Here is a 25,361-nt window from a genome sequence, read left to right as displayed (position 1 = left end):
CCCCCGACCGCTTCTCTAGGCCTGCCGGCGGGCCCGTTCAAACGGCACCACGATCTGCCCACCATCACCGGGCCCCTCGCCGTCGCCATCACCGGCACTCTTGACCCGGGCCACCCGAAGCCGAGCCCGCCCCGGGGCGTCACGCTGACCGGCCAACACATCGGCCATCAGATCCGCCGGGAAAATCAGGTTGTGCGCCATCAACGCCTCGGCCGACGCGGTGCCATAGCAGGCCTCGATCCATTTGCGCAGCAACCGCGGCCGCTCCGGCTTACGCGCATCCCAACCCGGCTCGGTCTTACCCCACGTGTGCCCGGTATCGGTGTTGATCCTGGTATACAGCTGCTTCTGCAATGTCTCCGCCCGCGCATTGTCGATCAGCTTCGACTCGCGCAAGTGCAAAATCAACGCCCCCAACGAGATCCGCCACTTCAACTTCACATCGACCAAATCGTTCAAAGTCGGGGCCACCGGAATCTCCGGTGCGATCGCCTCGGCCGGCGCCAACAACTCCGAGGCGAACCGGGAGGCCTCACGCTCCTCCGCATCGCTCACATCGCCATACCGGTGCAACACCAAATGCCCGATCTCATGGGCGATCGTCCAGCGCGTGCGCTCCCAGGAATCCAGTGCCCGCAACAACACCACCGGTCGCTCCCGGTAGGCACCGGTACGCGCCGAGCACCCCAAATGCTTCTCAGTCAACGCTCCGGCCGGATCCTCATCCTCACTGTCCCAGTCGACACTGCCCGAGATACGAGAATGCTTCATCCGCAACACCACTGGAACGCCGGCAGCCTCCAGCTCGTAGGTCAACGACTTGATCGGCACCCCCGGCTCCACGCCCAACCACTGGCGGGCCTGGGCCGCCGCGGTCACCACATCGGTACCCGCCGGCAGCGGCTCCAGACGCACCGCGGGCAACTTGGCCTGCCCGTTGAGCTGATCGAGCAGATCACCCACCACATTGGCGAACACCGCCAGGTACTCCTTCTCGGTGACCCTGGTGGATTTCGGTGCGCGAAACAGCAAGTCGTGAGCGAACACTCGCGATACCGGGGCAGTGGTGAAAAACGCCGCCGGGAACCGCAACAACGTCGCCAGCCGGTTGAACTCGGTAGCATCCAGCAGCGCGGTTTCGGCCTGCTCCAACCGGGTCTGCCGAGGCGAGCGCCACCCCATGTGATCCATCACCGCCGTGCCCGACAGTCGCCGCAACACCCGGGCCTGGCGGACCCGGACGCCGAACACCTCGACGGTTGTCATCGCCGACCACCTCGTCCCCGGTAGCCTCCGGCCGGTAGCACGCCATCGCCTAAGCCCCCGAATCCTCGCCCGCAGAAGGGTTTTCGGGCCACTGCTCGTCGAAGTCGCGGTCGTCCTCGTCGTCCTCGACGTCCTGCTGAGCAATCTCGGCCGCTGTCTTCGGTCGGATCGCCGCCGGCAGATCGACGAACGCCACAATCCGCTCGTCGGACGTGTCGATCTCCTCGACCATCGCCAGGATGCCTCCGGCCACCGACAACCGGCCCGGGGTCTCCCACCAGTACAGGACCAAATCCCAGTTCTGCCCGATCCCCGGCGGGCCCATCACCCGCTGCGACTCCGGCTCGTCGTCGTCGAGCACCATCTGCCGCCCCGGCTTCGGCGCCGGCATCGCCAACTGCTGCACCACCGCCCCGAGCGCCTCGGCCTCCTTCGGCGACATATGGCGCACCCGCGCGAACGCCATATCTGAATCGCCGAATCGCACCGAAACCCCCGGACCCGACGACATCTGCAGTGTCGAATCCGGCCCGCACGATGCGCTCCGCGACGGTGTGCGCGGCGGGTTGTCGAACCGAGAGCGCGCATCGATCGCGTTCATCGCCAACACCCTGGTCCGCACATCCGAACACAGCGTTCCGCCGTGCAACCTCATCGGATCGGGAAACTCTTCTGCCCACGAGGCCAAGGTCTTGTCGAACGCCAGCCCGATCTCGCCCAGCAGCATGGCCAACGCCACACGATGCTGGACCACCAGCCGCCTCAGCAACTCCAACGGAACCGCCATGGCAGAAATTCTGCATGGTTTTACCTACATCACCGGGTAGGCGCGCCGCGTGTCGGGGTGTCATTCTTGGTGCCTCGTCATAATTGAATTCTACATGTGTAAGACGTCAAATGCACTGCAAACACGGCACTTTCGCGCGATTCGCGTCACCAATTCGAGCTCCAAACCCGCACGTGGCCGCACCCCAGGCGGCGCGCGGAGCCTCAGCCCGATGGCGCATGGGCTGGCCGGCCGGAGCGCACCGCGCAAACACGTGTCGAGTGTGACCGATGGGGCGAATGTGACTCAGGAGGTAATCGGCGTGTCGCTCGGATCGGCAGCGGAAAGGCCGTGTGCACCTTACTGACGACCCACGCCACGGTCACAACCGGCCCGAGCGCCGCTGCCGGTCTGCGCCCGCGGTGAACGTTGACCACATGTGTACAACGCTGGGCCCGTCGCCTGGACGCCCTCTACATGTACCAGTCGTCACAACCAGCATCTATCGCGATCAACCCAAACCCTATTCCAGATAAGTTGGGAATCGACGACGAGGGCGGGAATCCGCGGACGAATAGTCCGGCATCGGTTAGACCTAGGGAGACAACGGCAATGGGATACAAGATCGACTGGACCCGGTTCGGAAAGACCGGCGATGACGACGACCGGGCCAGAAATACGATCGCAGAAAGTTTCGCACACACGCGCAATCGCAGCGAACCAGACTCAATCGACCAGGCGCAGGCTGTGCATGCCTTGACGTGCTCCCCGCCATGAATGGCGGGGATTCCCGTGCGGCTACGCCGCTGTTGGGGTGCTTCCTGCTTCGTCGCCCCGCGCCTCCCGAGTGGTGGGAGGACTTACCGAGGCTCCACCGGCGTTTCGTCTCTCTGCCCGCCCGGCAGCGAGAATGGTCTTGGCGGCGTTGTGGTCGCGGTCGTGGACCACTCGGCACTTCGGGCACGTCCACGACCGAATCTGCAGTGGCAGTTCGTCGAGTCGGTGCCCACAGTCCGAGCAGGTTTTGCTCGATGCCAGCCACCGCGACACGGTGTGCACGGTGCGGCCGTAGCGGTCGGCTTTCTCGTCGATGATCCGCACGAACTGACCCCATCCGGCATCGCTGATTGCCCGTGCCAGACGACGGTTTCTGACCATCCCCACGATGTTGAGGTCTTCGACGTGGATCACTTGATTCTCGCGAACCAACGCCAAAGCCTGCTTGTGGTGATAGTCCCGCCGAGCACGGGCAACCTTGTTGTGCGCGACGGCTACCTTGCGCCGCGACTTGTCCCTGCTGGCCGATCCTTTCTGCCGTCGAGACTTCTCCCGCTCCAACCGCCGCAGCTTCCGCAGCTTGCGACCCAAATGCTTCGGATTGACGACATCGGCCCGACGGCCATCGGTGGTGGCGGTCGTGGCCAACCGAGCGACCCCTACATCCACACCGACCTCCCGGTCCACCACGGGCAGCGGTGAGGCCCCAACGTCGACAACGAAACTGGCGTAGAAATGGCCATCGGGTTCCCGAATGATCGTGACCGACGACGGCGTGCTGGGTAGCTCGCGTGACCAGCGCACCCGCACCTCGCCGACTTTGGCCACGAACAGCCGGCCGTTGGCTTTCAGGCTGAACCCGTTGCGGGTAAGCCGAAACGACTGCCGGTGATCCTTGCGGGATTTGAACCGCGGCCGGCCCACCCGCCGACCCCGACGTTTCCCACTGGTTGAGTCGAAGAAATTGCGCCAGGCGCGGCGGGAGTCGTTGACCGACTGCACCAACGCCACACTCGGCACCTCGCACAACCAGGCTCGCTCGGTAGTGGTCTTGGCCGCGGTGATCACGCAGCGCTGAATCTCGCTGTCGGACAACTTCACCCGAGCCCCATACGCCTCGTCGCGGACTCTCAGCGCGTCGTTGAACACCACCCGGCAGCACCCGAACACCCGCGCCAGCATCTCCTGCTGGGCCGATGTCGGTTCGATGCGATACCGGTAGCGCATCTGCATCCCCCGACTGTAAAGGCCGCCTATGACAACAACCCCGAGCTATCGCCGTGCCCGGCACAGCGTGTCGCTGCTGCACGCCCACGTGGTGTTCGTGACGAAGTACCGGCGACCGGTGTTCACCGACGCCATGCTCACCCACTGCGAAAACATCATGCGCGATGCCTGCACCGAACTGGGCACCGAGTTGGTCGAGTTCAACGGCGAAGCCGACCACGTGCACCTGCTCGTCTCCTACCCGCCCACGCTGGCAGTCTCCACGCTGGTCCAGCGACTCAAGGGCCGCACCGCCCACTCCATCCGCCGCGAATACACCGGCACCTGTGTCCGCGCCCGCATGCGCGGACACCTCTGGTCGCCGTCCTACTTCGCCGTCTCCTGCGGAGGCGCACCCTTGTCGATCATCAAGCAGTACATCGACGGACAAGCCCGACCACTCTGAGCGTCGAGCAACGCCCGCCGACAGACGGGATGGGCTCACCCCGGACTGAAGTCCGGGGCTTGCGCCCAAGATTCCGGTCAACGCACTCAACAACGCGGGTGCGGTCATCATATGGCCTGGGACCGAGACACAAGGGCTGCTGTCAAACGCTGCTACCATCGTGTGATGGCACGTATCATCACCCTTCGCTTGTCGGAGTCGGCCTACGAAGCAGTCAAACGTCACGCTGAAGCCGACGAGCGCTCGATGAACGCCTGGATCGAGGAGTTGCTTGACGCCGAAGACATGCGCCGACGCTGCCTCGCGCACCACCAGTTTTTGACGAACAACCCCGAGGTCGCCGCATTCGCCGAGGACTGGGCCGACCGCAATCTCGACGACCTGGTCGGATGACCGTCCCCCGCCGAGGCGACATCTGGACTCTAGACACCGGCGCTCCAACGCGGGTGCTGATCATGTCCTCCACGGTCTATAACGAGATTCCCACAGAACCGACGGTGATCGCTGTCCCGGTTTTGACCGGCGAGCCAGACACCGGATTCGGAGTCAATCTCGGCGACGGCCATTGGGCCGCAACAGGTCTGATTACCAGCCTCCGGAAATCACGCCTCCAAGCGTTCCAGAACAACGTCGGAGTACAAGCACTCACCGACGTCAACACCATGCTTTTCCGAATCCTCGCGACACCGGAGCGATAACATCGCCGCTCAAGCACCGCGGCATGCTCGACACGAACGCGGGCGACCGGGCGACGGCCCGGAGGCCGGGACGCTGTTGGAGCGCATGCGCGCCGAGGAACGGCAATAACCTGTCTGGATAAACGGTATTGATAAATCGAGCAATAAACGGTAGTGTTAATGGCATGAGCAACGTGATCGCAAGCGCCTACTACAAAAGCAGCACCCTCACCAACCGCGCAGGCATCATCATCGTCAAAGAACGCGGCAAGTACGGCGTCGGAAACTTCCAGCACATCTCCGGAATCGGGGAGCGATACATCATCCGCAAGCGCTTCGCTACAGAAGCTCAGGCACGCGCCGCCGCCAATTGCGCATGGCTCGCCGAACACCACAACGCCATCTGACATGGGGGAACAGCCCGTGGGCCGCCCCGAAGTGGGGCGGCCCGTCAACATACGTCTAGGCGACGAGCTCCTGGCCAAGGTCGACGCCTACGCCGCCGGCGAAGGTATCAAGCGCGCCGAAGCGGTCCGCCAACTGGTACAGCGAGCGCTGCACAGTGCGCAGCGATCGAAGCTAGGTAGCGCGGCGGACCCCGGGTTTTAACCCTGGGGGTGAGCGCGTCAAGTCCCGTGCTTGTGGTGCCCGCTGCCCCGTGTGGTTCGGCGTGTTGGCGTAATTAGATAGGTATTGCCTGTCTAATGTTGTCGGTTGTGGGTGTTACGTTGCGGACGAACGCGAATATCGCGTTCCAGTGCGCGTATCACGTGGTGTGGTGCCCGAAGTACCGCCGCCGAGTGATCGGCGGGCGGATGGAGCAACGCTTGAAAGAGATCATCGCCGAGGTGATCACGGAGAAGGGGGCATGGTTGATCGAGTTGGAGACCATGCCTGATCACGTGCATCTACTGGTGGAGGTGGATCCCCAGTTCGGGGTGCACAAGTTGGTGAAGGCCATCAAGGGCCGCTCCTCGCGGGTGCTGCGTGAAGAGTTCCCGTGGCTGAAATCGCGGTTGCCGTCACTGTGGACCAACTCGTACTTCGTCGCCACCGTCGGTGGTGCACCGTTGTCGGTGATCAAGCGGTACGTCGAGACGCAGAAGGACCGCTGAATATGTTGGCGGGGAGGCGGTTTCGTATCGAGTTCACCGACGAACAAGCCGAATACGCTGAGCGGATCGGTGCAGTGTGTCGGGCGGTGTTCAACACCGGGCTGGAACAACGCCGTGAGTACCGCCGCCGTGGGGCGTGGATGAATTACGGGCCTCAAGCTCATGAGCTGGCCGAGGCCAAGGTCGAGCACCCATGGTTGAAAGACGTTCCAGGGCATTGTCTGCAGCAGACGTTGATGGACCTGGACAGGGCATGCCGTGAGCATGGCACCTTCGGTGTGCGGTGGCGTTCAGCGCGGCGGTGGTCGCCATCGTTCCGGTTTCCCGAAGGGAACAAGATGGCGGTGGAGAAGCTCAACCGCCGCCATTCTCGGGTGAAGCTGCCCAAGCTCGGGTGGGTGAAGTTCCGGCAGACCCGCAGCTTGGATGGTGAAACCATCCGCTCGGCCACCCTCAGCCGTGAGGGCCAGCACTGGTATGTCTCTTTGCTGGTCGAGGACGCGGCCGAGAAGCCGGCAACCCATGCTGCTCCCAGGTCGGCGGTGGGTGTGGACCGCGGGGTGGTGGTGGCGGTGGCCACCAGCGACGGTGAGCTGCTGGACCGGGCGTTCGTCACCACCGGCGAGCAACGCCGCACGGTGGCGTTGCAGCGGACGCTGTCACGAGCCGCGAAGGGCTCGGCTAACCGCAACAAGACTTGTGCAGCCCTGGCGAAGGTGCGGGCTCGGGAGCGTCGCCGGCGGTTGGATTTCTGCCAGAAAACTGCCCACCAGCTAGCGCAGAACAACGCGGTGGTGGTGCTGGAGAAGCTGCCGGCCAAGAACATGACCCGGCGGGCGCAGCCCGTCCCGGACCCGAACAACCCGGGCAGTTTTCTGCCGAACGGCGCCGCTGCCAAGTCGGGCCTGAACAAAGCAATCTTGTCGAAAGGCTGGTACCGGTTCGAGCAAGCGTTACGGTCTGTGTCCCGCTACACCGGGACAGAAGTGGTGAAAGTTCCGGCAGCGTTCACGTCACAACGCTGCTCGGCGTGTGGGCATGTGGACCCGAAATCCCGCGAGAGCCAAGCGGTCTTCCGTTGCACCCACTGCTCACGCCCCGCCGAGCACGCGGACATAAACGCCGCCAAAAACATCCTGGCCGCAGGGCTTGCGGTCACCGCCTGCCGAGAATCTGCGGTGCCCTCGGGTGCTGCAGAGACGCCGACGCAGGAACCAGCAGGAAACCGCGAGGAATTACTGCTCCAACCCGTCTAACAGGTTGGAATCCCCCCGGCTTCAGCCGTGGGGAGGAACGTCAAGAGACACCGCAGCAAGGCGAAGCATTCCAAACGACTTTCGCGTGTCCGTGATGGCATCTACGCTGGGAGGATAGGAAACGAGGGGGCTCTGTATGGATAACACCGCCCAGGAGGTCGGCACGCTGCTGCTGAACATGGCCCTGGACGCTCCTCCGCCTGCTACCGTCCCTGACGCGCTACCGCCAGTAGCGGGTCCCCTCGACGCCGCCTACGCCGCGCTGGTCTCCGCGATCAACAGCGACGACCAACTCAACGACGCCGCCTGCAAAGCGATGTGGCAGGCCAGGCAAACACTCACCTCCCAAGCAATCCTGGAGAAGCTATGACCACCGCAGGCGGCGGCCAGATCACCTTCGCGACCGCACCGTATCTGGGCGGCCAGTTCGCTGATGCGCCGGCACCGCCGGTCGCACCCGATGTGCCGCACCCCCCGATGGGATCGCTCGATGCCGCCTACAACGCACTGGTCAGCGCGGCCAACTCCGACGACGGCGAGAACGACGGCGACGTCGCCGAGCAACAAGGCGACCGCGCCGACCAATACGGCGACATCCTCGGCAAATTCCCCGCCAACGACGAACAATCCCAGCAAATGCTCACGCAAATGAGTCAAGCTGTGCCACAAGCACTGACCGGCATCATGGGCGGTCTGACCGGCATGCTGGGCGGCCTGGCCGCGATCCCTCAATCGATGGCGCAAGCGGGAACCCAGGCCATGCAAACCATGTTGACCTCAGCCACCAACGCCGCCGGCGACGACGGCGAATGGGACGACGACGAGGACGCCGGCTTCGACGACGCGTTCGGCGACGGCGACTTCGGCAGCGGCGGCGGTGGAGGCGACGGCGAAGGCGGAGGCGGGGGAGCAGGAGGCGAAGGCACCACACTGCCCGCCACCTACCTGGCGCCACCGCAGCTGCCGGCAGCCGCCACCTTCCCAGCCGCAGCCGCACCCCCGATCACCCCGGCACCGGCCGCCACACCAGCCGCGCAAACCGGGATGGGCATGCCGATGATGCCGATGGCACCCGGCATGGGCGGCGCCGCCGCCGGCGGCGACAAGAACCAGGTCACCAAGAAAGTGCAACCACCGACCATCGCCAACGCCAAACCCGTCGTGGGCCGCTTCGTCGCCGACCGCCTCGACGCCCCCGTCGTCAACCGGGTACGGCTCGGGCCGAAATCCGCCGCCACCGCACAAAACTCCGCCACCGCCAAAGACAAGGAGGCGAAAACAACATGACCCAAACGCATCCGGGCATCGATGTGGGCATGCCGCCACCCGCCTACGCCCAACCACACACCCCGCAGCAGCCGGCACCACCACCACCGATGCTGCCGCCACACATGCCCCCACCGCGCCGCCGCACCGGCGCGCTGACGCTGACCCTCGCAGCCCTGGCCGTGGTACTGGCCGCCGCAGCGCTGCTCGTCGCGCTACTGCGCCCGGGCCCGGCCCCCGCACCCGCGACAGCGCGACCGACCACTCCCGCAGCACCCACCTTCACCAACGATCAGGTGACAGCAGCCAAGGAGAAAGCCTGCAACGCAGCGAAAACCATCCACGAACGGCTGCTTACCGAAACAAACTGGCCACCGCCGACTGGTCCGGATGACGCGCTGGGGTGGTCGCGCCGGTCGTTGGTCGCGAGTGATTACTTGGCGGCGTCTACGTGGTTGCCGACCCGGGTCGACCCGGCTGCGCCGAGTGAGCTTCGGAACGCGGTAACAGCGTATGCAGCTGGCGCCGCGGATGCTTTCGGTAGTTCGACGGATATCGATCAGTTGGACCGGGCGCATGCGGCGATGACGACGAGTTACGGCCAAATCGAGCGGAGTTGCGCGTAATGGCGGGTGTGATGGGTGGTGCGGACTGGCGTGCGCTGCCGTATGCGACGGTGATCTCGGCGGGTAACGTCTGGAATCCGGGCAGCGAGCATGGCCAGATGCATTCGGCCAAGCGCGATAGCTTCGCCGAGATCCACACGGAGGCTGCGGCCAATCAGCAGCAGATCTTTGAGATGTTGGCAGGCGCTGATGTGGCCGGTGTGTCCGCGGACAATCTGATGCAGGCGCATCAGCGGGCACGGGTCACGCACTCTAACAACGCCGACGGCCATGACGCGAAAGCTCGCGGCTACGCCCAGGCGGCCGACATCTACACCGCGCTGGACTCCAGCGTCCGCAGAATCGTCGTCGATGCTCACCAACAGATCGCGAAGCTCAAAGGCTCTGCGGCGCAACGGGAAGCGGCGAAGGCGGTGATCCTGGCGGAGGCGACGGAAGATTATCAGCGGGTGTATGCCTGCGCTGAGGCCGAGATGTTGGCCGCCGGCCAACAGATGCTGGCTGGTATGGCGCGTGCGCACGGCCGGGAAATGCAGAGCATTCATTCGCACCTCACGCCGCACGGCAAAACACCGAAGGTCACCGCCGCCGGGTTCGGCACCGGGGGACCGCCGCCGGCCGCACCCGCCCCACCCACTCGCACACTCGGACACGAATACGTCGGTCCTTCATCCCCGCCGTTGCCGGATGGAGCTGGCGGTGGCTTGGCCGGACAGCTGGTGTCGCCCCCCGCACCTACAGCGCCCGCGCCTTCAGCGCCGGCTGCTCCGGCCGCCCCAGCAGCACCGCGGGTGCCTGCGGCGCCGATCGTGTCCGGCGCCCCGGGCGTGGCCGGCGGCGCGGCTGCCTCTGCTGAGGCCAAGGCGCCCATCCCAGCTGGTTTCAACCCCGGTGGCGCCGTGTCAGCTGCCCTGTCCGGGGCCGCGCGTGCGGTTCCGACGGTCGTCGCCCCCGTGGTGATTGCACCGCACATCGCGGCGGCAGGTGCGCCGGTCGCGCCGGCGGTGGCGCCGGTGATGGATCACGGTGGTGCGATGGTGTCCCACGCGGCGCCCGCGGCGCCGGTGACGGCTCCGCCTCCCGCTGCTGCGGCCCCCGCTGCCCCGATGACACCGATGACGCCGATGACGCCGGAACCGCATGGGCCGCTGCCGCCGTACGGCTCAGATGTGCGGATGGTCGCAGCCACGGCGCCGGCGTCTCCGCCGTTGGCGCCGACGCCTGGTCCGGTGCTGGGTTCGGCGCCGGCGGCGCCGGTGCCCGGTCCGGCGCTGGTGCGCACCGTGGCCGCGGTGACACCTGCCCCCGTGGCCGGACCGTCTGGTGGGGGAGTGGTGTTGGGTCAGGCCGCGGCGGCATCGGCGGGTGCGGCCGCCGGCAAGGTGGCGGCCGACTCGGTCGAGCAGGCCCGCTGCGATGACTTCGCGGGTGCGATGGCGGCTCAGGAGCCGCGGCTGCGGTGGGTTGCTGCGTCTCGCCCGGATGGGGTGACCATGGTGGCCACCGATCTTGGTGGCGGATGGGTGCCGCCCGGAGTCGGCGTGCCGCGGTCCGCGGACCTGCCGGCGCCCGGAGCGTTGGTGTCATTGCGGGATTTGGTGCGCGGCAGCGGGTTTCACACTGAACTGGCGCCCGGGCACGACACCTCCGGTGTGGCCGGTGTGGAGTTGTCGGATACCCCGCGCAAGTTGGCGCCGGTGTCAGATTTGGGTTGGCAGCTGCGGCAAGCCACCCAGTGGCGTGACGGGCTGCCGCGGGTGGCGCACACCCTGGCCACCGCCTGGGCCAAAGGCGGCGGCGCGTTGCCCGCCGAGCTCGTCGAGCTGCACGGGGCGATGGACGCACAACGGCAGCTGGTGCTGGCCGACTACGCCCGCAGCGACGGCGAAGTCAACGCCCACGAGCTGGGCAACTGGATGCTGCTCGCAGCGATCGACGCCGTGCACAACGATCAGCTGATGCTCGCCGACTACCACTTCCGCTGGTTCGGAACCACCGTTCGGACGTGAATTACGTTGGCGGCACCTATTTTAACACGCTGAGTGCGTCGCTGATAGAAGATATTCTCGGGCGGGCGCGTAACGGAACGTTGACTGTCACCTGGCGAGACGAGGTCTGTCTGCCGATCGGAGCGGGGGGACACACCGGCGGTGCGGTCTACAGTGACGCTGAGCAGCTGGCGCTGCACGCGATCAGGGAAATGCCTTCTGCGGCTTGGGAACCGGGTCGCGGCTTGGGTTGGCGTGAAGCCTTGAGTGCATGGTACGTGGACTCGCGGAATGTTGCGATGCAGCGTTACAGCGAGGCGACGCGTCAGCTTCTCGACCGTGAAGAGCTTGCCGTGAAGTCCCTAGCCGGGATTTTGCGGGTGCGCAGCGTCGCACCAGGTGGGCAGCAGTTGTGGGATCGAGTGGTCCTGGACAACAACGCCGAGATGAATGACCGCAGCCGGATCTTGCAGGCCAACCTGTTCATTCAAGCCCGTGACCGTCTGACCGCCTCGTACCTAGCGGGCCTGGCGGCCGGTGGCGATGATGTGGACTGGCAGGCATGGTTCACCAAGCGGGTGTCGACGTGGCCGGCCGATTCGCCGGCGACCCGTCGAGCCAGGGTCGAACTCGCGGGGCCCTCGTTCTGCACGAGCATGCAGCGGCTCCCGCAATATTGGATCGACTAACGGCAGCGCCGTCACGGTGACGAAAGGCGCCCATCAGTGCGCCCCGAGGGGTCACCGCACAGCAGTGTTCGAGCCCGGCCCCCGTCTTGTCCGGTTCGACTGTCCGGAATCAGGTTTCCGGGAAAGGTGCCCACAGACGGCGTCCAACGCAGGGATAATGCCCACAGTGGGAAAATGGGCTATGGTGATGTGGTGACCGAACTTGCATTCGTGGAAACCGATAGCCGTAGCCGCGCAGTGTTGCCCGGCCGGCCCAACCAACGCTTTTTAGTGCGCGAAAACCCCGATGGCAGCATCCTTTTGCAGCCAGCACAAGTCGTAACCAACGCCCAACATGAATTCGACACCGATCCCGAGCTGCGCGGACTCCTCGCGCGCGCCACCGCATCCCCGACGGTACGTCGCGCACGGGCCCGCAGAACGTGAGCGTGGAGGGCGATTACTCCCAGGTCGCCGACGCCCAGCTCGACGAGCTGGAGAAAGGCCCAGACCCCGACTTGTACAACAGCATCCTGGACACCATCGAGTTGATCTTCCGACTACCCGGACAGGCGCAGTCCCTCTCCACGGCGATCACCACTTCCGACGGTATTCGCATGCGGTTACCGGTCATTGGCCATCCGCCCTACAAGGTGTTCTGGTCCACGGACGGCCCGCGCATCGAGGCCATCTTCCCGCACACATAGCAGCGGGGCAGCAATCGACCGATCGAAGCTAGGTAGCGCGGCGGACCCCGGGTTTTAACCCTGGGGGTGAGCGCGTCAAGTCCCGTGCTTGTGGTGCCCGCTGCCCCGTGTGGTTCGGCGTGTTGGCGTAATTAGATAGGTATTGCCTGTCTAATGTTGTCGGTTGTGGGTGTTACGTTGCGGACGAACGCGAATATCGCGTTCCAGTGCGCGTATCACGTGGTGTGGTGCCCGAAGTACCGCCGCCGAGTGATCGGCGGGCGGATGGAGCAACGCTTGAAAGAGATCATCGCCGAGGTGATCACGGAGAAGGGGGCATGGTTGATCGAGTTGGAGACCATGCCTGATCACGTGCATCTACTGGTGGAGGTGGATCCCCAGTTCGGGGTGCACAAGTTGGTGAAGGCCATCAAGGGCCGCTCCTCGCGGGTGCTGCGTGAAGAGTTCCCGTGGCTGAAATCGCGGTTGCCGTCACTGTGGACCAACTCGTACTTCGTCGCCACCGTCGGTGGTGCACCGTTGTCGGTGATCAAGCGGTACGTCGAGACGCAGAAGGACCGCTGAATATGTTGGCGGGGAGGCGGTTTCGTATCGAGTTCACCGACGAACAAGCCGAATACGCTGAGCGGATCGGTGCAGTGTGTCGGGCGGTGTTCAACACCGGGCTGGAACAACGCCGTGAGTACCGCCGCCGTGGGGCGTGGATGAATTACGGGCCTCAAGCTCATGAGCTGGCCGAGGCCAAGGTCGAGCACCCATGGTTGAAAGACGTTCCAGGGCATTGTCTGCAGCAGACGTTGATGGACCTGGACAGGGCATGCCGTGAGCATGGCACCTTCGGTGTGCGGTGGCGTTCAGCGCGGCGGTGGTCGCCATCGTTCCGGTTTCCCGAAGGGAACAAGATGGCGGTGGAGAAGCTCAACCGCCGCCATTCTCGGGTGAAGCTGCCCAAGCTCGGGTGGGTGAAGTTCCGGCAGACCCGCAGCTTGGATGGTGAAACCATCCGCTCGGCCACCCTCAGCCGTGAGGGCCAGCACTGGTATGTCTCTTTGCTGGTCGAGGACGCGGCCGAGAAGCCGGCAACCCATGCTGCTCCCAGGTCGGCGGTGGGTGTGGACCGCGGGGTGGTGGTGGCGGTGGCCACCAGCGACGGTGAGCTGCTGGACCGGGCGTTCGTCACCACCGGCGAGCAACGCCGCACGGTGGCGTTGCAGCGGACGCTGTCACGAGCCGCGAAGGGCTCGGCTAACCGCAACAAGACTTGTGCAGCCCTGGCGAAGGTGCGGGCTCGGGAGCGTCGCCGGCGGTTGGATTTCTGCCAGAAAACTGCCCACCAGCTAGCGCAGAACAACGCGGTGGTGGTGCTGGAGAAGCTGCCGGCCAAGAACATGACCCGGCGGGCGCAGCCCGTCCCGGACCCGAACAACCCGGGCAGTTTTCTGCCGAACGGCGCCGCTGCCAAGTCGGGCCTGAACAAAGCAATCTTGTCGAAAGGCTGGTACCGGTTCGAGCAAGCGTTACGGTCTGTGTCCCGCTACACCGGGACAGAAGTGGTGAAAGTTCCGGCAGCGTTCACGTCACAACGCTGCTCGGCGTGTGGGCATGTGGACCCGAAATCCCGCGAGAGCCAAGCGGTCTTCCGTTGCACCCACTGCTCACGCCCCGCCGAGCACGCGGACATAAACGCCGCCAAAAACATCCTGGCCGCAGGGCTTGCGGTCACCGCCTGCCGAGAATCTGCGGTGCCCTCGGGTGCTGCAGAGACGCCGACGCAGGAACCAGCAGGAAACCGCGAGGAATTACTGCTCCAACCCGTCTAACAGGTTGGAATCCCCCCGGCTTCAGCCGTGGGGAGGAACGTCAATAGAGCGTATGGAAATCGCGATCGAGCAGACTGAATCGGAATACGCTCAGTTGATCCGGCAACTCGCCGTGAGTTTCGAGTAGTCGCATTCGAAGGCTGGCGGCACGGGTGCGGGTTGCGTCGGCTATAGCCAGGCGGCGTGCGTTGAGCCGGATTGTTTGTTTCCGCGCGCGTTTGATGGTTGGGTGTGCAATCTGGGAATGGTCGTGCGTCCTGTGAAGTATTAAACGAGTTGTGCGACTTGTTGCGTTTTCTGGGGTTCGTTAAAATGGTTGTATGGCGACTTTTGCAGGTGAGCATGCGGATGTGCAGGCCCAGTTGGATGAGTTTTTTGGACTGTTGCAGCGTGCGCGGGAAATTTTTCCCGATAATCCGTTGCCGCCGCCTACGGTGACGTCGGGGGTTGTGCACGACGGTAGGTGGCTTCGGTGACCACTGATTCACCGACGCTGTTCAATGATGGGTCCGGTGCGCACGACACACGCTGGATCGAGGCGAATGACAGTAATGTCACTAACAACATCTTGACGTGGCGGGCACCTGGGTCGGATCCGGGGTTTTCTATTTCGGGTTCTGACGGGTGCTGGGATCGGGTGTTGGCGGCGGCGCGGACTCAGTATGGGGATCCGAACATTACGTGGGGGTATGGGCAGAATCCGCAGGGGCATGGGCTGGAGCGTTACCTCACGTTTGGTGATGGCGCGCGGCTTCCGTCGGATGGAGCTCTGGTCTACCGCGATCATGGTCGCAATTGGCTGGCCTATCCGGATGGGCGTTTTGCGCCGGCGGGTTCTGATTTTTTGCCGACGGCGCCTGCGTTTGCTCCCGCGGGTTACGTGTTGAAGGATGGTCGTTATTTTCCGATCAATTCTCGGGGTGAGCAGATCGGTTCTCAGCAATCCGCTCTGCCGCGTCCTGATGGTTGGCATACGACTGGATCTGTGTCGACTCCGAAGAATAAGAATGGTGATTATTACGAGATCTCTGATCCGGCGACGGGTGCGCGTAAATATTTCGATAAGAATGGTCATCCGATAACCCAGCAGCAGTATGAGAATCCGCAGGCGGCACCCGGGGGATCCGGTGGTGCGCCCGGGGGGTCGCCTGATCCGCGGGCGGTGCTGACTGGCGAGCAGAATTCCGGCGCGGCGGCGGCGGCTGCCAAGAAGTTGGAAAACAGTTTGCAGGACCGTAACGATAAGGCACTTGAGGCTGACCGTCGGCTAGCTGAGGCGTTGCTGGGTGCGCATGCGACCACGGCGGAAGGGGCTGCTGCGCTTAATGCGCTGCAGCGTGACGTCGAGGAGGTCATCAATGGGAAGCCGGATCTCGACACTCCGGCGGGTAAGCAGGAGTTTCAGCGATATATCAACGCCAAGCTTGCCAAGATCGCTGAGATTCTCAGCACTGCGTCGCTGGATGCGCAATCGCAGCGTGAGGCGTTTGCGGCGTTGACTGATGCCATTGTGAACCGTCCGAACCTGCGTGAGACGGAGACGCCGGGTGGTGCGCCTGCCGGGGGCAGTCCGGCCCCGGCGGCCGCGCCCGGTGGTGTGCAGCCCGTCGCGGCGGATGCCGGTGGTGGTGGCGGGGACATCCTCGGCGGTGGTGGTGATCTTGGTGGGGATCTCGGGGGCGGTGATGTGTTGGGTGATGCGTTGGGTGGTGGCCTCGGGGGTGGGGCCAACCCGTTGTTGTCCGGGCTTGGTCCTGCGCTGGGCGGGTTGTCTGGTCTGCCGGGGGCCGCGGCGGGGATCCCGGGTTCGTTGGGTGGTGGCTTGGGGTCCGGGCTTGGGGGCCTTGGCGGGCTGGGGTCGGGCACGGGTGAGGGGTTGGGTGGTCATGGGCGGGGTCGTCATCGTAAGAGCGACCAGGACGAGGATGGGGGCGACGCGGATCTGTCTGATGCGTTCGGCGACTCGAGTCTGTTGCCGGCTGGCAATGAGCACCACGGCGAAGCGTCCCATGACACGCCGACCAGTCCGGTCGCGGGGGCTGGGGCGGCACCGGTAGCTGGGGCGCCCGGTGCGGCCACGCCGGCGGGGGCGGCGCCCGCGCCCGCCGGCGGGGCGGGTCCGACCACGATCACGCTGGCTGATGGAACCCCGGTCACGGTTGATAATCCGCAGTTGGCTGCGGCGCTGAAGGATATTCAGTCTGGTACTAACCCGGCTGAGGCGTTCCGCAATCACCAGATTGTGCTTCCGCCGACGACGGCGCCGCCGGCGACGCCGCTGTCGCCGGGACAACTGCATGTGGGGTCCTACGCCACGTACAGCAACGGTGACATTGTCGTCGCGTTCGGGCCTGATAAGGCGTGGGTTGACGGACGAATGCAACCGATAGCCGCTGCGGCGAAGCCCGGTTTCCTGGGTTGGCAGAATCCTCCGGCGCCGACCGCTGCCGCAGCTCCCGCGTTGCCGGTAGCGTCACTTCCATCGGCTGTCCCGGCTCCGGCTGCTCCGGTTGCTGGGGTTGTCCCGTCCCCGGCTTTCCCGTCCCCGATCCGGTAACGAAGGAAGATCATGGCTAATCAAGACCACATTCAGGTTTCTCCGGAAAACCAGCGTGCCGCCGGCGACGTTCACGGTGAGGTTGCTGAGTTTCTGACTGGCATCCCTACTAACCATGACGACATCATCGGGTGGGTCCGCAGTTTGGGGCCCCTCTATGCGCCGGTCATTCCCGAGATTGTCCGGCTGCTTGAGGAGCGTCACGCGGACTACACCGAGCAGGCTCACGAGCATGCTGCGTTGCACGCAGGTCTGCACGCCCTGGCCGATGCGTGGGAGAGCCATGAGCAGAGCGCTGCTACCCAAATCACCGAGTCGACCTAGCCGCTCGGATGACGCTCTTTGATGCTGTGCACCCCAGTGGGTGCATCTTGTTCCGGTCTGGACGCGGCGGGCTCATGGAGGGTGTGCAACTGACCGCTGAGGCTATGAGCGTGTTCACCAGCGCCAACGCCCTTGCCGAAGCCATTTTGCTCACCGGGCGGGTCTCGCATCTGAAGGCGCTGATGGAAGTGCGCGAGGAGTTGCTTGCCAAGAGTCAGCGGCCGAGTGCGGCGTTGCCGACCTACGACGATCTCGCGGACGCTGAAGCTGCGCTGCGCAATCACCGTTGGTGATTGCGCCTGCGGCATTGTGAATCCTGCCATTCATGGTCCCAGAGCGGGCTGTGGTGGATGTTTTTCTTTGCGTGGCTGGCTTCATAAATGGTGTTGTCCGACGCTAAAGAAGCCGATGCGATTGCCGGGTCTTCGTTTTCCCACGTAGTGGGATACAAGAAGTGTAAGAGGCTGTCCGCGACTGGGTTTCGGGGGAGAATGCCCAGTGGCGGACAGCCGGTATAGAGCATAGCAAGTTTCTGGCGGTGTTTCTTTCGGCATTGTTGGGTGAATTGATTAATGTCGGTTGCGGCGTCCATAATGTGAGTGTGGCCGATTTCGCTCTTGAGGGAGCCGACGAGCTCGATCCCGTTGTTCGGGATCTGATGGATGAGCTTCGGGCGGCCTATGAGCGTATGGAGGCCAAGCTCGCTGATCAGTTGCGCGAGCATTTCGAGGCTTCCTACGGCGGTGTTGAGGGTGTGGGGGATCGTGACGGTGGCCTGGGGTCGCTGTGGTTGAGCCCGGACTTGATGGCGTATTCGCACATCGAGATTGAGCGGCGGCTCAATGTGGTGCTCGGTAGTTTGCGGGATGCGGCTGCCGGTGCCGCCGAGGACGACGATGACGCCGAGGACGTGTCGTGACCGATCCGGAGGCGAGTCTGGATCTGCTGCAGCGGGGTCACGCTCTTTATGGTGCGCGCGGTGCGGCTGGGGATTTGCTGGGCCCTTCCGGCGATTTGCGGGCGTTGGCCGATCGGGTCGCGGGTTCTGTCGGGGTGCCGGGGATTCCGTCGGCGCGAATGTCGTTGAGCGTGCAGCGGTTACGTGAGTTGGCCGAGCATGATGAGCGGTTGCGGGGTTTGCTGACTCGGTTGGCGGCGTCACACGAGCAGGGGCATACGGGCTCTGCGGTGGTGTTGGATGCTGCCCGTGCTGATGTGGCGCCGGCCGGTGACACGCCGTTGGGGAGACGGGAGTTCTATCGGCGGATGGCGGGGCGGGTGCGGGATCAGCATGGTCATATTTCGCGGTCCCGGCGGCATGCGCGGTCACTGAGGGCGGCGCTGCGGCGCCATGCGTACGGAGGGTCGCGGCTGGGGCCGGTGGGGGGTTTGCGGCGGGATTCCTCGCAGCGCGACGTCGCGGCGACCATCGTGCGCGAAGCCCGGCGGCGGGGCTATTCGCCGGGGCAGACGATCGCGATTTTGTCTGCGGGGTTGCAGGAGAGTGGCTTGTCGCCGGCGGCGTCCGGGGGTGGCGGAGCGTGGCACGGGGTGTTCCAGCAGGATGCCGGTTACGCCGGTCGGGATGATCCGAATCAGAACATTTCAGAGTTTTTCAATCGTTTAGGGACGAAAGGCGGGCCTGCGTCACCAGATATTTGGAAATCGATCTTTTGGCTGCAGCAGCGGCCGGGGGAGGCGTCGGCTGATGCCGCGTTCGCGCATGGCCGGCAGGCGTATTTGAGGGAAATTCAGAGTCAGCTGGCTCGGGCTGGGCGTCTTTATCGGGATATTGCAGGTGCGCGTGATGTGTGACCGGAAGGGGCGTTATTGATGCCTTTGACATTGTCAAACAGGGAGCAGAATTCCGGCTATCTGTTTTATGTGCGGCGGCTGTCGGCGGCGGTGACGCGGTTCTCGGTGCGTATGCGTCACGACGATCGCCGGCAGCGGGCTGCGGTGCTGGCATCGATTGCGATCACGGTGGTGCTGTGTCTGTTGATGGTGCTGATCCGGCTCTTCAAACCGGCCGGCATGGTCGGTGAGTCGGCGATCATCGCCAATCGTGACACCGGTGCGGTGTATGTGCTGGTTGCGGGGCGGTTATATCCGGCGTTCAACCTGACTTCGGCGCGGCTGGTGACTGGTTCGCCGGCGACCCCGAAGATGGTGTCGGCGGCCGAGATCGCGAAGTATCCCACGGGGCCGCGGGTGGGTATCGCCGATGCGCCGCCGTCAGAGATGTCGGTCACCGGTGGCGGGGTCTCGGCGTGGGCTGCTTGCGATACGGCGCCCTCGCGGCGCTCCGGTGGTGGTCCGGCGTCGGTGACGGTGATCGCGGGCCGCCTGGGCGGCGGTGCGCCGGCGCTGGCCGACGGGCACGCGGTCCTCGTCAGTCACGCAGGGTCGTCATTCGTGGTGTGGGGGCATCAGCGCAGCCGGGTCGACCTGGCGGAGCGCGCGGTGACGGTGAGTTTGGGTCTTGATCCCGGTGTTGTTGCGCCAGTGCCGATTTCGAATGCGCTCTTCGATGCGTTGCCGGCGACGGAGCCGATTGTGGTGCCGGTGGTTCCTGATGCGGGTGCGGAGTCGCCGTGGCCCGGGCTCGGCGGGGCGCGGGTGGGCAGCGTGATCGAAGTGCGCGATACCGGCAGTGGCGAAGCGAAGTTCTATGCGGTGCTGATGAAGGGTCTGCAACCGGTCTCCGGGTTGACCGCAGGTTTGTTGCGGACCGCGAACTCTTATGGCGATGCGACGATGCGGGTGTTGGGGCCGGACAAGATCGTGAGCATTCCGCAGGTCGATGTGCTTAATGTGGGGTTCTATCCTAAGTCGGCGCTGACGTTTGTCGATGCGGAGGCCAACCCGGTGACCTGTGTTGGGTGGGAGAAGGGTCGCGGGGATCGTCAGGCGCAGGTGGTGGTGCATTCGGGCCGAGGGCTGCCGCTGCCGGGATCGGTCAAGCCGATTCATTTGGTGCGTGACGATCGTGATCCGTCGTCGGTGGAGGCTACCGACGCGGTGGTGTTGGCCGACGCGGCGAATCTGGCGGCGGTGACAAGTTCGGCGGAAGCTTCTGATACGCGTGAGTCGTTGTGGTGGATTTCCCCGCAGGGTGTGCGTTATGGCATCAGTACCGAGGGCCAGACACTACAGGCGTTGGGGGTGGATCCGAAGCTGGCGGTGCAGGCGCCGTGGGCCATTGTGCGGATGTTCGCCCAGGGGCCTTTGCTGAGTAAACAGAACGCGATGTCGCTGCGCGACACGGTTTTTGGTGGGCAGGTCGGGTCGTTGCCGAGGCAACCAGGTAGCTAAGTGGCGAACGAAGGGATGCAGTCGTGAGTGTGACACCGACGATGGCCAAGCGGTTCATCCGCGCGGCGCGGGTCAGGCCCAGCAAGACTAAGCCGTATCACTTGCAACCGAATGCTCCGGCGGCGGTGCCCGAGCCTGAGCCCCGCAACATGATGTTGATGATTTTTCCGGCGGTGCTCATCGTCGGTGTCGTCGGCACCGTCTTGGTGATGTTCACCCTGCGGGGATCGGGCATGGGGTTTCTGTTTCCCGGTTTCACGATGTTCGGGATGGTCGGGTTAATGGCGATGAACAGTGGGCGCTTCGGGCGTCGCCAGAAGCGCACCTGGGGCGAACGGGATAAGGGCCGGCGGCTTTATATGGATGATCTGGACCAAAAGCGTGACCGCAACCAGGAGGTGTCTGGCCGGCGGTTCGATGAGGATCGCGAGGCCAACGCGTTACCTCGGTGTTTGCCGAAAATCATTGGTGGACAGAGTATGTGGCAGCGTCGTCCCAGGGATGCGGATTTCCTTGACGTGCGGTTGGGTAACGGGGTGCAGGAGGCCGATCAGGGGATGTTCAGCTGGGAGGACATGAACATTCCCAAAGGGGAAGAGATCGAGCCCGTCGCCGGTAACGCGCTGCGGCGGTTCATGCTGGTGCAGACCAAGATCCATGGTTTGGGCAAGGTGGTGAACCTGCGTTCACAGCCCGGGTTCGCCCTCGTTGGTGACAACGAGTGTGTTGGGGGGCTGGCCCGGGCGATGCTGTGTCAGATCGCGACTTATCACAGCCCTGCCGAAGTGAAGATCGCGATCGTCAGTCAGTCGCCGCGTCAGTGGGACTGGGTCAAGTGGCTGCCGCACAATCGCCACGATGATCTCGTTGACGCGTGTGGCCGTCGGCGCATGGTCTTTGACACTCCCGACGAGATCCGCGAGGCGCTCGCTGATGACATCCACAATCGGGAGCGGTGGGAACAACCGCCCTCAGTGGCCGGCGACGAAGGGTTTTCTCGGGCGACATCGCCGCTGGAGGTTGAGTCGCCGCATGCCTCCGGGGATGCGATGGCCCGGCTTGCCGGTCTGGTGCACTGGATCATCGTCGACGACAGCAGCGGCACCGCCGCGCAATGGGACGGGATCACCGGCCAGGACGGGTTCTTGGCGGTGACGTTCTTGCGATTGGCCGAGTCACGGGGAACCGGAGTGGGTTTCGGTGATGAGCAAATATTCGAGGTGAGAAATTGAGCAGAGTGTGGCATAACGGGTCGGTGTTGGCCGAGGAGGCTGATCAGCTCAGCAGCGAGGAGGCTGAACGGATCGCGCGGTCGCTGGCGCACTGGATGCCCGATAGCGGGCAGGACGCGTCGACTGACAGCGCCGGCTCTAGCTTGTTGCGGGCCTTGGGGATTCACGACCCGCGCCAGTTGAATCTGGAGGCGCTGTGGGCGCAGCGGCGTTCGCAGGCCGACCCGAAATGGATGATGTTTCCGGTTGGGTTGCGGCGCAACGGGGAGTTGCAGCATCTGGTCGTGCGGTCCAAAGACACCGGGGGTTTCGGATTTCACGGCCTGATGCCGGGCACGACAGGGTCGGGGAAGTCGGAAACATTTCTGTCCGCCTGCTACAGCCTGTTTTTGACGCATTCGCCCGTGGTGGCCAACGTCGTGTTCATCGACATGAAATTCCAGTCGGCGGCCCAGGATCTGCAGGGCGTGCCGCACGTGCCGGCCGCGTTGTCGAATCTGGGCGATGACAAGCGGCACCTGGCCGAGCGGATGCGCATGACACTCACCGGGGAGATGGAGCGGCGTTATGCGTTGCAGACCTCGGTAGGTGCCCGTGATGTCGACGTGTACGAGCAAGTGCGCCGCAACCGTATCGCACAGGGGATCGACGATCTGCCGCCGATGCCGGTGCTGTGGATCATCGTCGATGAGTACCTGACACTGTTCCGGCTACATCCGCGATGGCAAGAACTCATCATGGAGATCGGCGAGAAGGGCCGCGGCGCGAACATGTTCTTCGTGCTGGGTGGGCAGCGGCTGGACATGACGCCGCTGCAGAAAATCGTCGACAACATCGGCTATCGCATCGCGCTGCGAGCGGAGAGTCCGAGCAGTTCTCGGGACTGGATCCAGTCCGATGCCGCCGCCCGCCTGCCGGAGAACGAGGCAGGCCATGCGCTGTTGAAAGTCGGTGAGCGCGATTTGGTGGCGTTTCGCTGCTTTTACCTGTCGGCGCCGTTTGTAATCCCCAAGCCTGAGCGACAGCGCAGCACCATCGACGTGGAGTTTGAGAAGCCCCGCCCGCTCACGGCGACGTATCAGCGGGTCGAGGGCCTCGATGAGATGTTGGCCAGCGATACCGAGGACATCCCTGATGAGTTCATCGTCGATGCGGCGACCGGGCAGCCTAAGCGTGTCCTGGATATCGTGCGTGAAGCGTTGATCGCTGCACACCCCGAGGTTCCGCCGCCGATCTGGCTGGAGCCGCTGGAGGTGCCCGAGGCCGTCGACGAGCTGGTTCTGCGGTGGCGTGGCAAACCGTGGTTCGTCGATTACGGCGACCGCGGTGATCAACCCGGACTGCCGTTGATGGTCGGAATGGTCGACATCCCGTTTGACCACAGACAGGAAGTCCACGTCCTCGACGTTGAACGGGACAACGTGATGGTGGTGGCCACGGCTGGAATGGGCAAGACGACCACGTTGATGACCTTGATCACGTCGGGCTGTCTGCTCTATCGCCCCGAGCGGGTGACGTTCTACTGCATCGGTGACGGCGCCATGTTTAAGTTGGAGGATTGGCCGCATGTCTCCGGTGTCGTGGGCCGCGCCGATGCCGAAGGAATTAGCCGGGTCATAGCCACTCTGGAGGGCATTTATGCCGCGCGTGTGGCTGCTTTCAAACAATTCAAAATCAGTGTGGAAGAATTCCGCGCCCGAAAGTTCTTCGGAGCCAGCGGACCCCTTGACGAAGCCGACCGGTTCGGTGATTTGTTCCTCGTCATCGACAACTTCACCGCGTTTCAAGATGAACACTCCGACATCGCGTTGCGGGTGGTGAAAATGGCCGATGTCGGGCGCAGCTACGGTATTCATGTGATGGTCAGTCAAAATGACTGGATTTACGGGCAATCCAACGCCCTCAAGACGGTGGCGAATGCTCGTGTGGAGCTCAAGCTCAGTGAGTGGCGCAACACCGAGATGGAACGCGAGGCCGCTGAACGGACGGCGTCACTGGATCGGCCGCTGTTCGGATGCACGAAACGCCCCAGCTCTAAGATGCCGGGACGCGAACTGTTGGTCGGTGTTCCCGAGATCAGCGATCCGGTGACCGGGCGGCGCATCGATGCCGCCGCGGCGGCAACCGTGGTACAAGACGTCGCGGGCATCAGCAAACACTTCGGTCTTCGGCGGCTACCGGCCAAGATCGAGCTGCGTTCCATCGTGGAGGCAGCCCCGCCCGGCAGGATTGTGCCCTTTGCGATCGGAGAGACCGCGCTGCAGCCGATCAGCCTGGACCTGCAGTCCTCACCGAACTTCCTTGCGGTAGGGCGTAAAGGGTGCGGCAAGGACGAACTGCTGGTGTCGCTGGGCAGGGCGGTGATGGCCCGGTTTGCCCCGAGCGAGGTGCAGATCACCATCATCGACCCGAAAGCCAGTTTGACCGGGCGCATCGACGGGCCGCATGTGGTGAAATACGCCTACGAGCAAACCGACATCGCCGAAACGCTCACAGAACTGAGTGCCATGCTGAACGCGCGGCTGCCCGAAGGAGGGCTTTCTCAGGCTGCGCTGCGCGAGCTGGCTCAACGCGGCTTTCAGGGACCGCGCCAGTTGTTGATTGTCAACGACGCGCACGCGATCGCCGAGAGTGGTCCCTACGGTGGGGAGCCGGGACTCAAGCCGATCCTGGCGCCCATGTCGCGGGCCGCTGAAATCGGTTTCCACGTTTTCGCTGCGCGCCATCCTGGCACCTGGGAAACGATTTCCGCGATGGATAAGTTCGTTCTTGCGATGCGGAACTCGCGAGCGCCTATGCTCTTTATGGATAACGACGGTGAAACCTGCAAGATCGTCGGCCGGGTGCGTGCGCAGGCACTGCCTCCAGGGCGCGGCATTCTGTTGATCGAAGATCAGCGCGAAGGAATTCTGGTGGGGTTGGGTAATGATCATTGGATTGAGGATTAGGTAAGGAGGCATGCCTATGGCGAAACACGTGTCGGTGATGTTGGTCGATGATTATGATGGCACGTCAGAAGCGCGGGAAACCGTCAATTTTGCGGTCGACGGATGCAGCTATGAGATCGATCTGAACGTCGAGCACGCGACCCAGCTGCGTGCGGATATTGGGCAGTGGGCATCGCGGGCGCGGCGCGTCAAAGGGGGGCGCGGGGGGCAGGGTCGGCCGCGGATGCCCACCGAGGAAGGGGTGGCCATCCGTCAATGGGCTCGCGGGCACGGGCATGCCGTGGCTGCGCGCGGACGGATTCCAGCGAAGGTGATCAAGGAGTACAACGCTGCGGTCGGTGCCGGCGAATGACCACTGCGGGCCGTGTTGACGTGGGTATA

At 64.1% G+C, this 25,361-nt stretch carries 29 protein-coding genes; 25 read left to right on the top strand and 4 right to left on the bottom strand.

Annotated features, from left to right (window positions below):
- Positions 1-15: 15 nt before the first annotated feature.
- The 3 genes from C0J29_RS31980 to C0J29_RS31970 all read right to left on the bottom strand — a co-directional run bounded on the left by C0J29_RS31980 (position 16) and on the right by C0J29_RS31970 (position 4,042).
- Entirely contained in the window at positions 16-1,266 is a 1,251-nt protein-coding gene (locus C0J29_RS31980) for an ImmA/IrrE family metallo-endopeptidase (RefSeq protein ID WP_120795196.1), read from the bottom strand.
- 49 nt (positions 1,267-1,315) lie between these two features.
- Positions 1,316-2,053, bottom strand: a complete 738-nt coding sequence (locus C0J29_RS31975; RefSeq protein ID WP_011855061.1) for a hypothetical protein — start codon at positions 2,051-2,053, stop codon at positions 1,316-1,318.
- A 777-nt stretch (positions 2,054-2,830) separates the two neighbouring features.
- Positions 2,831-4,042, bottom strand: coding sequence for an RNA-guided endonuclease InsQ/TnpB family protein (locus C0J29_RS31970; RefSeq protein ID WP_120795143.1), 1,212 nt, complete (start codon positions 4,040-4,042; stop codon positions 2,831-2,833).
- A gap of 22 nt (positions 4,043-4,064) precedes the next feature.
- On the opposite strand from C0J29_RS31970, the gene tnpA (C0J29_RS31965) reads away from it, so the two are divergent.
- From tnpA (C0J29_RS31965) to C0J29_RS31870, 19 genes are all read left to right on the top strand, one after another.
- On the top strand, positions 4,065-4,481 hold the full coding sequence (gene tnpA, locus C0J29_RS31965; RefSeq protein WP_120795142.1) for an IS200/IS605 family transposase: 417 nt from the start codon (positions 4,065-4,067) through the stop codon (positions 4,479-4,481).
- A 165-nt stretch (positions 4,482-4,646) separates the two neighbouring features.
- On the top strand, positions 4,647-4,874 hold the full coding sequence (locus tag C0J29_RS31960) for a hypothetical protein (protein ID WP_120795195.1): 228 nt from the start codon (positions 4,647-4,649) through the stop codon (positions 4,872-4,874).
- A complete protein-coding gene (locus C0J29_RS31955; RefSeq protein WP_120795194.1) occupies positions 4,871-5,179 on the top strand; it encodes a type II toxin-antitoxin system PemK/MazF family toxin in 309 nt (102 codons plus the stop codon). The genes C0J29_RS31960 and C0J29_RS31955 overlap by 4 nt, the downstream gene beginning before the upstream one ends.
- 164 nt (positions 5,180-5,343) lie before the next feature.
- Positions 5,344-5,565, top strand: a complete 222-nt coding sequence (locus C0J29_RS31950) for a hypothetical protein (RefSeq protein ID WP_120795193.1) — start codon at positions 5,344-5,346, stop codon at positions 5,563-5,565.
- Between the two features lies 1 nt (position 5,566).
- Entirely contained in the window at positions 5,567-5,767 is a 201-nt protein-coding gene (locus C0J29_RS31945; RefSeq protein ID WP_120795192.1) for a ribbon-helix-helix domain-containing protein, read from the top strand.
- Between the two features lie 107 nt (positions 5,768-5,874).
- A complete protein-coding gene (gene tnpA, locus C0J29_RS31940; protein ID WP_082951979.1) occupies positions 5,875-6,273 on the top strand; it encodes an IS200/IS605 family transposase in 399 nt (132 codons plus the stop codon).
- Between the two features lie 2 nt (positions 6,274-6,275).
- Positions 6,276-7,529: an RNA-guided endonuclease InsQ/TnpB family protein gene (locus C0J29_RS31935; RefSeq protein ID WP_068023044.1), complete on the top strand. Its 1,254-nt coding sequence runs from the start codon at positions 6,276-6,278 to the stop codon at positions 7,527-7,529.
- A gap of 136 nt (positions 7,530-7,665) precedes the next feature.
- Positions 7,666-7,899: a hypothetical protein gene (locus C0J29_RS33150; protein ID WP_162951690.1), complete on the top strand. Its 234-nt coding sequence runs from the start codon at positions 7,666-7,668 to the stop codon at positions 7,897-7,899.
- On the top strand, positions 7,896-8,816 hold the full coding sequence (locus C0J29_RS33145; RefSeq protein WP_162951689.1) for a hypothetical protein: 921 nt from the start codon (positions 7,896-7,898) through the stop codon (positions 8,814-8,816). Before C0J29_RS33150 ends, C0J29_RS33145 begins: the two co-directional genes overlap by 4 nt.
- Positions 8,813-9,421 carry a hypothetical protein gene (locus C0J29_RS31915; RefSeq protein WP_120795188.1) on the top strand — a complete coding sequence of 203 codons (609 nt, stop codon included), beginning with the start codon at positions 8,813-8,815 and terminating at the stop codon, positions 9,419-9,421. Before C0J29_RS33145 ends, C0J29_RS31915 begins: the two co-directional genes overlap by 4 nt.
- On the top strand, positions 9,421-11,430 hold the full coding sequence (locus C0J29_RS34625) for a DUF5631 domain-containing protein (protein WP_120795187.1): 2,010 nt from the start codon (positions 9,421-9,423) through the stop codon (positions 11,428-11,430). Before C0J29_RS31915 ends, C0J29_RS34625 begins: the two co-directional genes overlap by 1 nt.
- Positions 11,427-12,098, top strand: a complete 672-nt coding sequence (locus C0J29_RS31905; RefSeq protein ID WP_120795186.1) for a hypothetical protein — start codon at positions 11,427-11,429, stop codon at positions 12,096-12,098. Before C0J29_RS34625 ends, C0J29_RS31905 begins: the two co-directional genes overlap by 4 nt.
- A 174-nt stretch (positions 12,099-12,272) precedes the next feature.
- Positions 12,273-12,524 carry a hypothetical protein gene (locus C0J29_RS31900; protein ID WP_242460736.1) on the top strand — a complete coding sequence of 84 codons (252 nt, stop codon included), beginning with the start codon at positions 12,273-12,275 and terminating at the stop codon, positions 12,522-12,524.
- Positions 12,521-12,784 carry a hypothetical protein gene (locus C0J29_RS31895; protein ID WP_120795185.1) on the top strand — a complete coding sequence of 88 codons (264 nt, stop codon included), beginning with the start codon at positions 12,521-12,523 and terminating at the stop codon, positions 12,782-12,784. The genes C0J29_RS31900 and C0J29_RS31895 overlap by 4 nt, the downstream gene beginning before the upstream one ends.
- A gap of 165 nt (positions 12,785-12,949) precedes the next feature.
- Positions 12,950-13,348, top strand: a complete 399-nt coding sequence (tnpA, locus tag C0J29_RS31890) for an IS200/IS605 family transposase (RefSeq protein ID WP_082951979.1) — start codon at positions 12,950-12,952, stop codon at positions 13,346-13,348.
- A gap of 2 nt (positions 13,349-13,350) precedes the next feature.
- Positions 13,351-14,604 carry an RNA-guided endonuclease InsQ/TnpB family protein gene (locus tag C0J29_RS31885; RefSeq protein ID WP_068023044.1) on the top strand — a complete coding sequence of 418 codons (1,254 nt, stop codon included), beginning with the start codon at positions 13,351-13,353 and terminating at the stop codon, positions 14,602-14,604.
- Between the two features lie 472 nt (positions 14,605-15,076).
- On the top strand, positions 15,077-17,161 hold the full coding sequence (locus tag C0J29_RS34620; protein ID WP_162951688.1) for a DUF4226 domain-containing protein: 2,085 nt from the start codon (positions 15,077-15,079) through the stop codon (positions 17,159-17,161).
- Between the two features lie 12 nt (positions 17,162-17,173).
- On the top strand, positions 17,174-17,485 hold the full coding sequence (locus C0J29_RS31875; protein ID WP_120795183.1) for a type VII secretion target: 312 nt from the start codon (positions 17,174-17,176) through the stop codon (positions 17,483-17,485).
- An 8-nt stretch (positions 17,486-17,493) separates the two neighbouring features.
- A complete protein-coding gene (locus C0J29_RS31870; RefSeq protein WP_120795182.1) occupies positions 17,494-17,778 on the top strand; it encodes a DUF2694 family protein in 285 nt (94 codons plus the stop codon).
- On the opposite strand, the gene C0J29_RS33140 is transcribed toward C0J29_RS31870, so the two are convergent.
- Positions 17,766-18,077, bottom strand: coding sequence for a hypothetical protein (locus C0J29_RS33140; RefSeq protein WP_162951687.1), 312 nt, complete (start codon positions 18,075-18,077; stop codon positions 17,766-17,768). The genes C0J29_RS31870 and C0J29_RS33140 overlap by 13 nt on opposite strands.
- A gap of 9 nt (positions 18,078-18,086) precedes the next feature.
- Here C0J29_RS33140 and C0J29_RS31865 point away from each other — a divergent pair, with 9 nt between their 5' ends.
- The 6 genes from C0J29_RS31865 to C0J29_RS31840 are packed head-to-tail and all read left to right on the top strand — an operon-like array spanning position 18,087 to position 25,332.
- Positions 18,087-18,404: a DUF2710 family protein gene (locus tag C0J29_RS31865; RefSeq protein ID WP_120795181.1), complete on the top strand. Its 318-nt coding sequence runs from the start codon at positions 18,087-18,089 to the stop codon at positions 18,402-18,404.
- A complete protein-coding gene (locus C0J29_RS31860; protein WP_120795180.1) occupies positions 18,401-19,300 on the top strand; it encodes a DUF4226 domain-containing protein in 900 nt (299 codons plus the stop codon). The genes C0J29_RS31865 and C0J29_RS31860 overlap by 4 nt, the downstream gene beginning before the upstream one ends.
- Before the next feature lie 18 nt (positions 19,301-19,318).
- Positions 19,319-20,800: a type VII secretion protein EccB gene (eccB, locus tag C0J29_RS31855; RefSeq protein WP_120795179.1), complete on the top strand. Its 1,482-nt coding sequence runs from the start codon at positions 19,319-19,321 to the stop codon at positions 20,798-20,800.
- Between the two features lie 23 nt (positions 20,801-20,823).
- The gene (locus C0J29_RS31850; protein WP_162951686.1) at positions 20,824-22,032 is read left to right on the top strand and encodes a hypothetical protein; all 1,209 of its coding nucleotides are present in this window, start codon (positions 20,824-20,826) and stop codon (positions 22,030-22,032) included.
- A gap of 26 nt (positions 22,033-22,058) precedes the next feature.
- Positions 22,059-24,980: a type VII secretion protein EccCb gene (gene eccCb / locus C0J29_RS31845; RefSeq protein ID WP_208659391.1), complete on the top strand. Its 2,922-nt coding sequence runs from the start codon at positions 22,059-22,061 to the stop codon at positions 24,978-24,980.
- Between the two features lie 16 nt (positions 24,981-24,996).
- Positions 24,997-25,332: a histone-like nucleoid-structuring protein Lsr2 gene (locus C0J29_RS31840; protein ID WP_120795176.1), complete on the top strand. Its 336-nt coding sequence runs from the start codon at positions 24,997-24,999 to the stop codon at positions 25,330-25,332.
- The last annotated feature ends 29 nt before the right edge of the window (positions 25,333-25,361 follow it).

This window comes from Mycobacterium paragordonae (genome assembly GCF_003614435.1).
Lineage (GTDB): Bacteria > Actinomycetota > Actinomycetes > Mycobacteriales > Mycobacteriaceae > Mycobacterium > Mycobacterium paragordonae.
The sequence above is the reverse complement of the archived record's forward strand: the minus strand, read 5'-3'. Positions and strand labels throughout refer to the sequence as shown.

What these genes read in the sequence shown, in the direction of transcription:
- C0J29_RS31980 (WP_120795196.1), bottom strand. Translation starts at nt 1,266, where the DNA reads ATGACAACCGTCGAGGTGTTCGGCGTCCGGGTCCGCCAGGCCCGGGTG.
- C0J29_RS31975 (WP_011855061.1), bottom strand. Translation starts at nt 2,053, where the DNA reads ATGGCGGTTCCGTTGGAGTTGCTGAGGCGGCTGGTGGTCCAGCATCGT.
- C0J29_RS31970 (WP_120795143.1), bottom strand. Translation starts at nt 4,042, where the DNA reads ATGCAGATGCGCTACCGGTATCGCATCGAACCGACATCGGCCCAGCAG.
- tnpA (WP_120795142.1), top strand. Translation starts at nt 4,065, where the DNA reads ATGACAACAACCCCGAGCTATCGCCGTGCCCGGCACAGCGTGTCGCTG.
- C0J29_RS31960 (WP_120795195.1), top strand. Translation starts at nt 4,647, where the DNA reads ATGGCACGTATCATCACCCTTCGCTTGTCGGAGTCGGCCTACGAAGCA.
- C0J29_RS31955 (WP_120795194.1), top strand. Translation starts at nt 4,871, where the DNA reads ATGACCGTCCCCCGCCGAGGCGACATCTGGACTCTAGACACCGGCGCT.
- C0J29_RS31950 (WP_120795193.1), top strand. Translation starts at nt 5,344, where the DNA reads ATGAGCAACGTGATCGCAAGCGCCTACTACAAAAGCAGCACCCTCACC.
- C0J29_RS31945 (WP_120795192.1), top strand. Translation starts at nt 5,567, where the DNA reads ATGGGGGAACAGCCCGTGGGCCGCCCCGAAGTGGGGCGGCCCGTCAAC.
- C0J29_RS31935 (WP_068023044.1), top strand. Translation starts at nt 6,276, where the DNA reads ATGTTGGCGGGGAGGCGGTTTCGTATCGAGTTCACCGACGAACAAGCC.
- C0J29_RS33150 (WP_162951690.1), top strand. Translation starts at nt 7,666, where the DNA reads ATGGATAACACCGCCCAGGAGGTCGGCACGCTGCTGCTGAACATGGCC.
- C0J29_RS33145 (WP_162951689.1), top strand. Translation starts at nt 7,896, where the DNA reads ATGACCACCGCAGGCGGCGGCCAGATCACCTTCGCGACCGCACCGTAT.
- C0J29_RS31915 (WP_120795188.1), top strand. Translation starts at nt 8,813, where the DNA reads ATGACCCAAACGCATCCGGGCATCGATGTGGGCATGCCGCCACCCGCC.
- C0J29_RS34625 (WP_120795187.1), top strand. Translation starts at nt 9,421, where the DNA reads ATGGCGGGTGTGATGGGTGGTGCGGACTGGCGTGCGCTGCCGTATGCG.
- C0J29_RS31900 (WP_242460736.1), top strand. Translation starts at nt 12,273, where the DNA reads ATGGGCTATGGTGATGTGGTGACCGAACTTGCATTCGTGGAAACCGAT.
- C0J29_RS31885 (WP_068023044.1), top strand. Translation starts at nt 13,351, where the DNA reads ATGTTGGCGGGGAGGCGGTTTCGTATCGAGTTCACCGACGAACAAGCC.
- C0J29_RS31875 (WP_120795183.1), top strand. Translation starts at nt 17,174, where the DNA reads ATGGCTAATCAAGACCACATTCAGGTTTCTCCGGAAAACCAGCGTGCC.
- C0J29_RS31870 (WP_120795182.1), top strand. Translation starts at nt 17,494, where the DNA reads ATGACGCTCTTTGATGCTGTGCACCCCAGTGGGTGCATCTTGTTCCGG.
- C0J29_RS33140 (WP_162951687.1), bottom strand. Translation starts at nt 18,077, where the DNA reads ATGGACGCCGCAACCGACATTAATCAATTCACCCAACAATGCCGAAAG.
- eccB (WP_120795179.1), top strand. Translation starts at nt 19,319, where the DNA reads ATGCCTTTGACATTGTCAAACAGGGAGCAGAATTCCGGCTATCTGTTT.
- C0J29_RS31840 (WP_120795176.1), top strand. Translation starts at nt 24,997, where the DNA reads ATGGCGAAACACGTGTCGGTGATGTTGGTCGATGATTATGATGGCACG.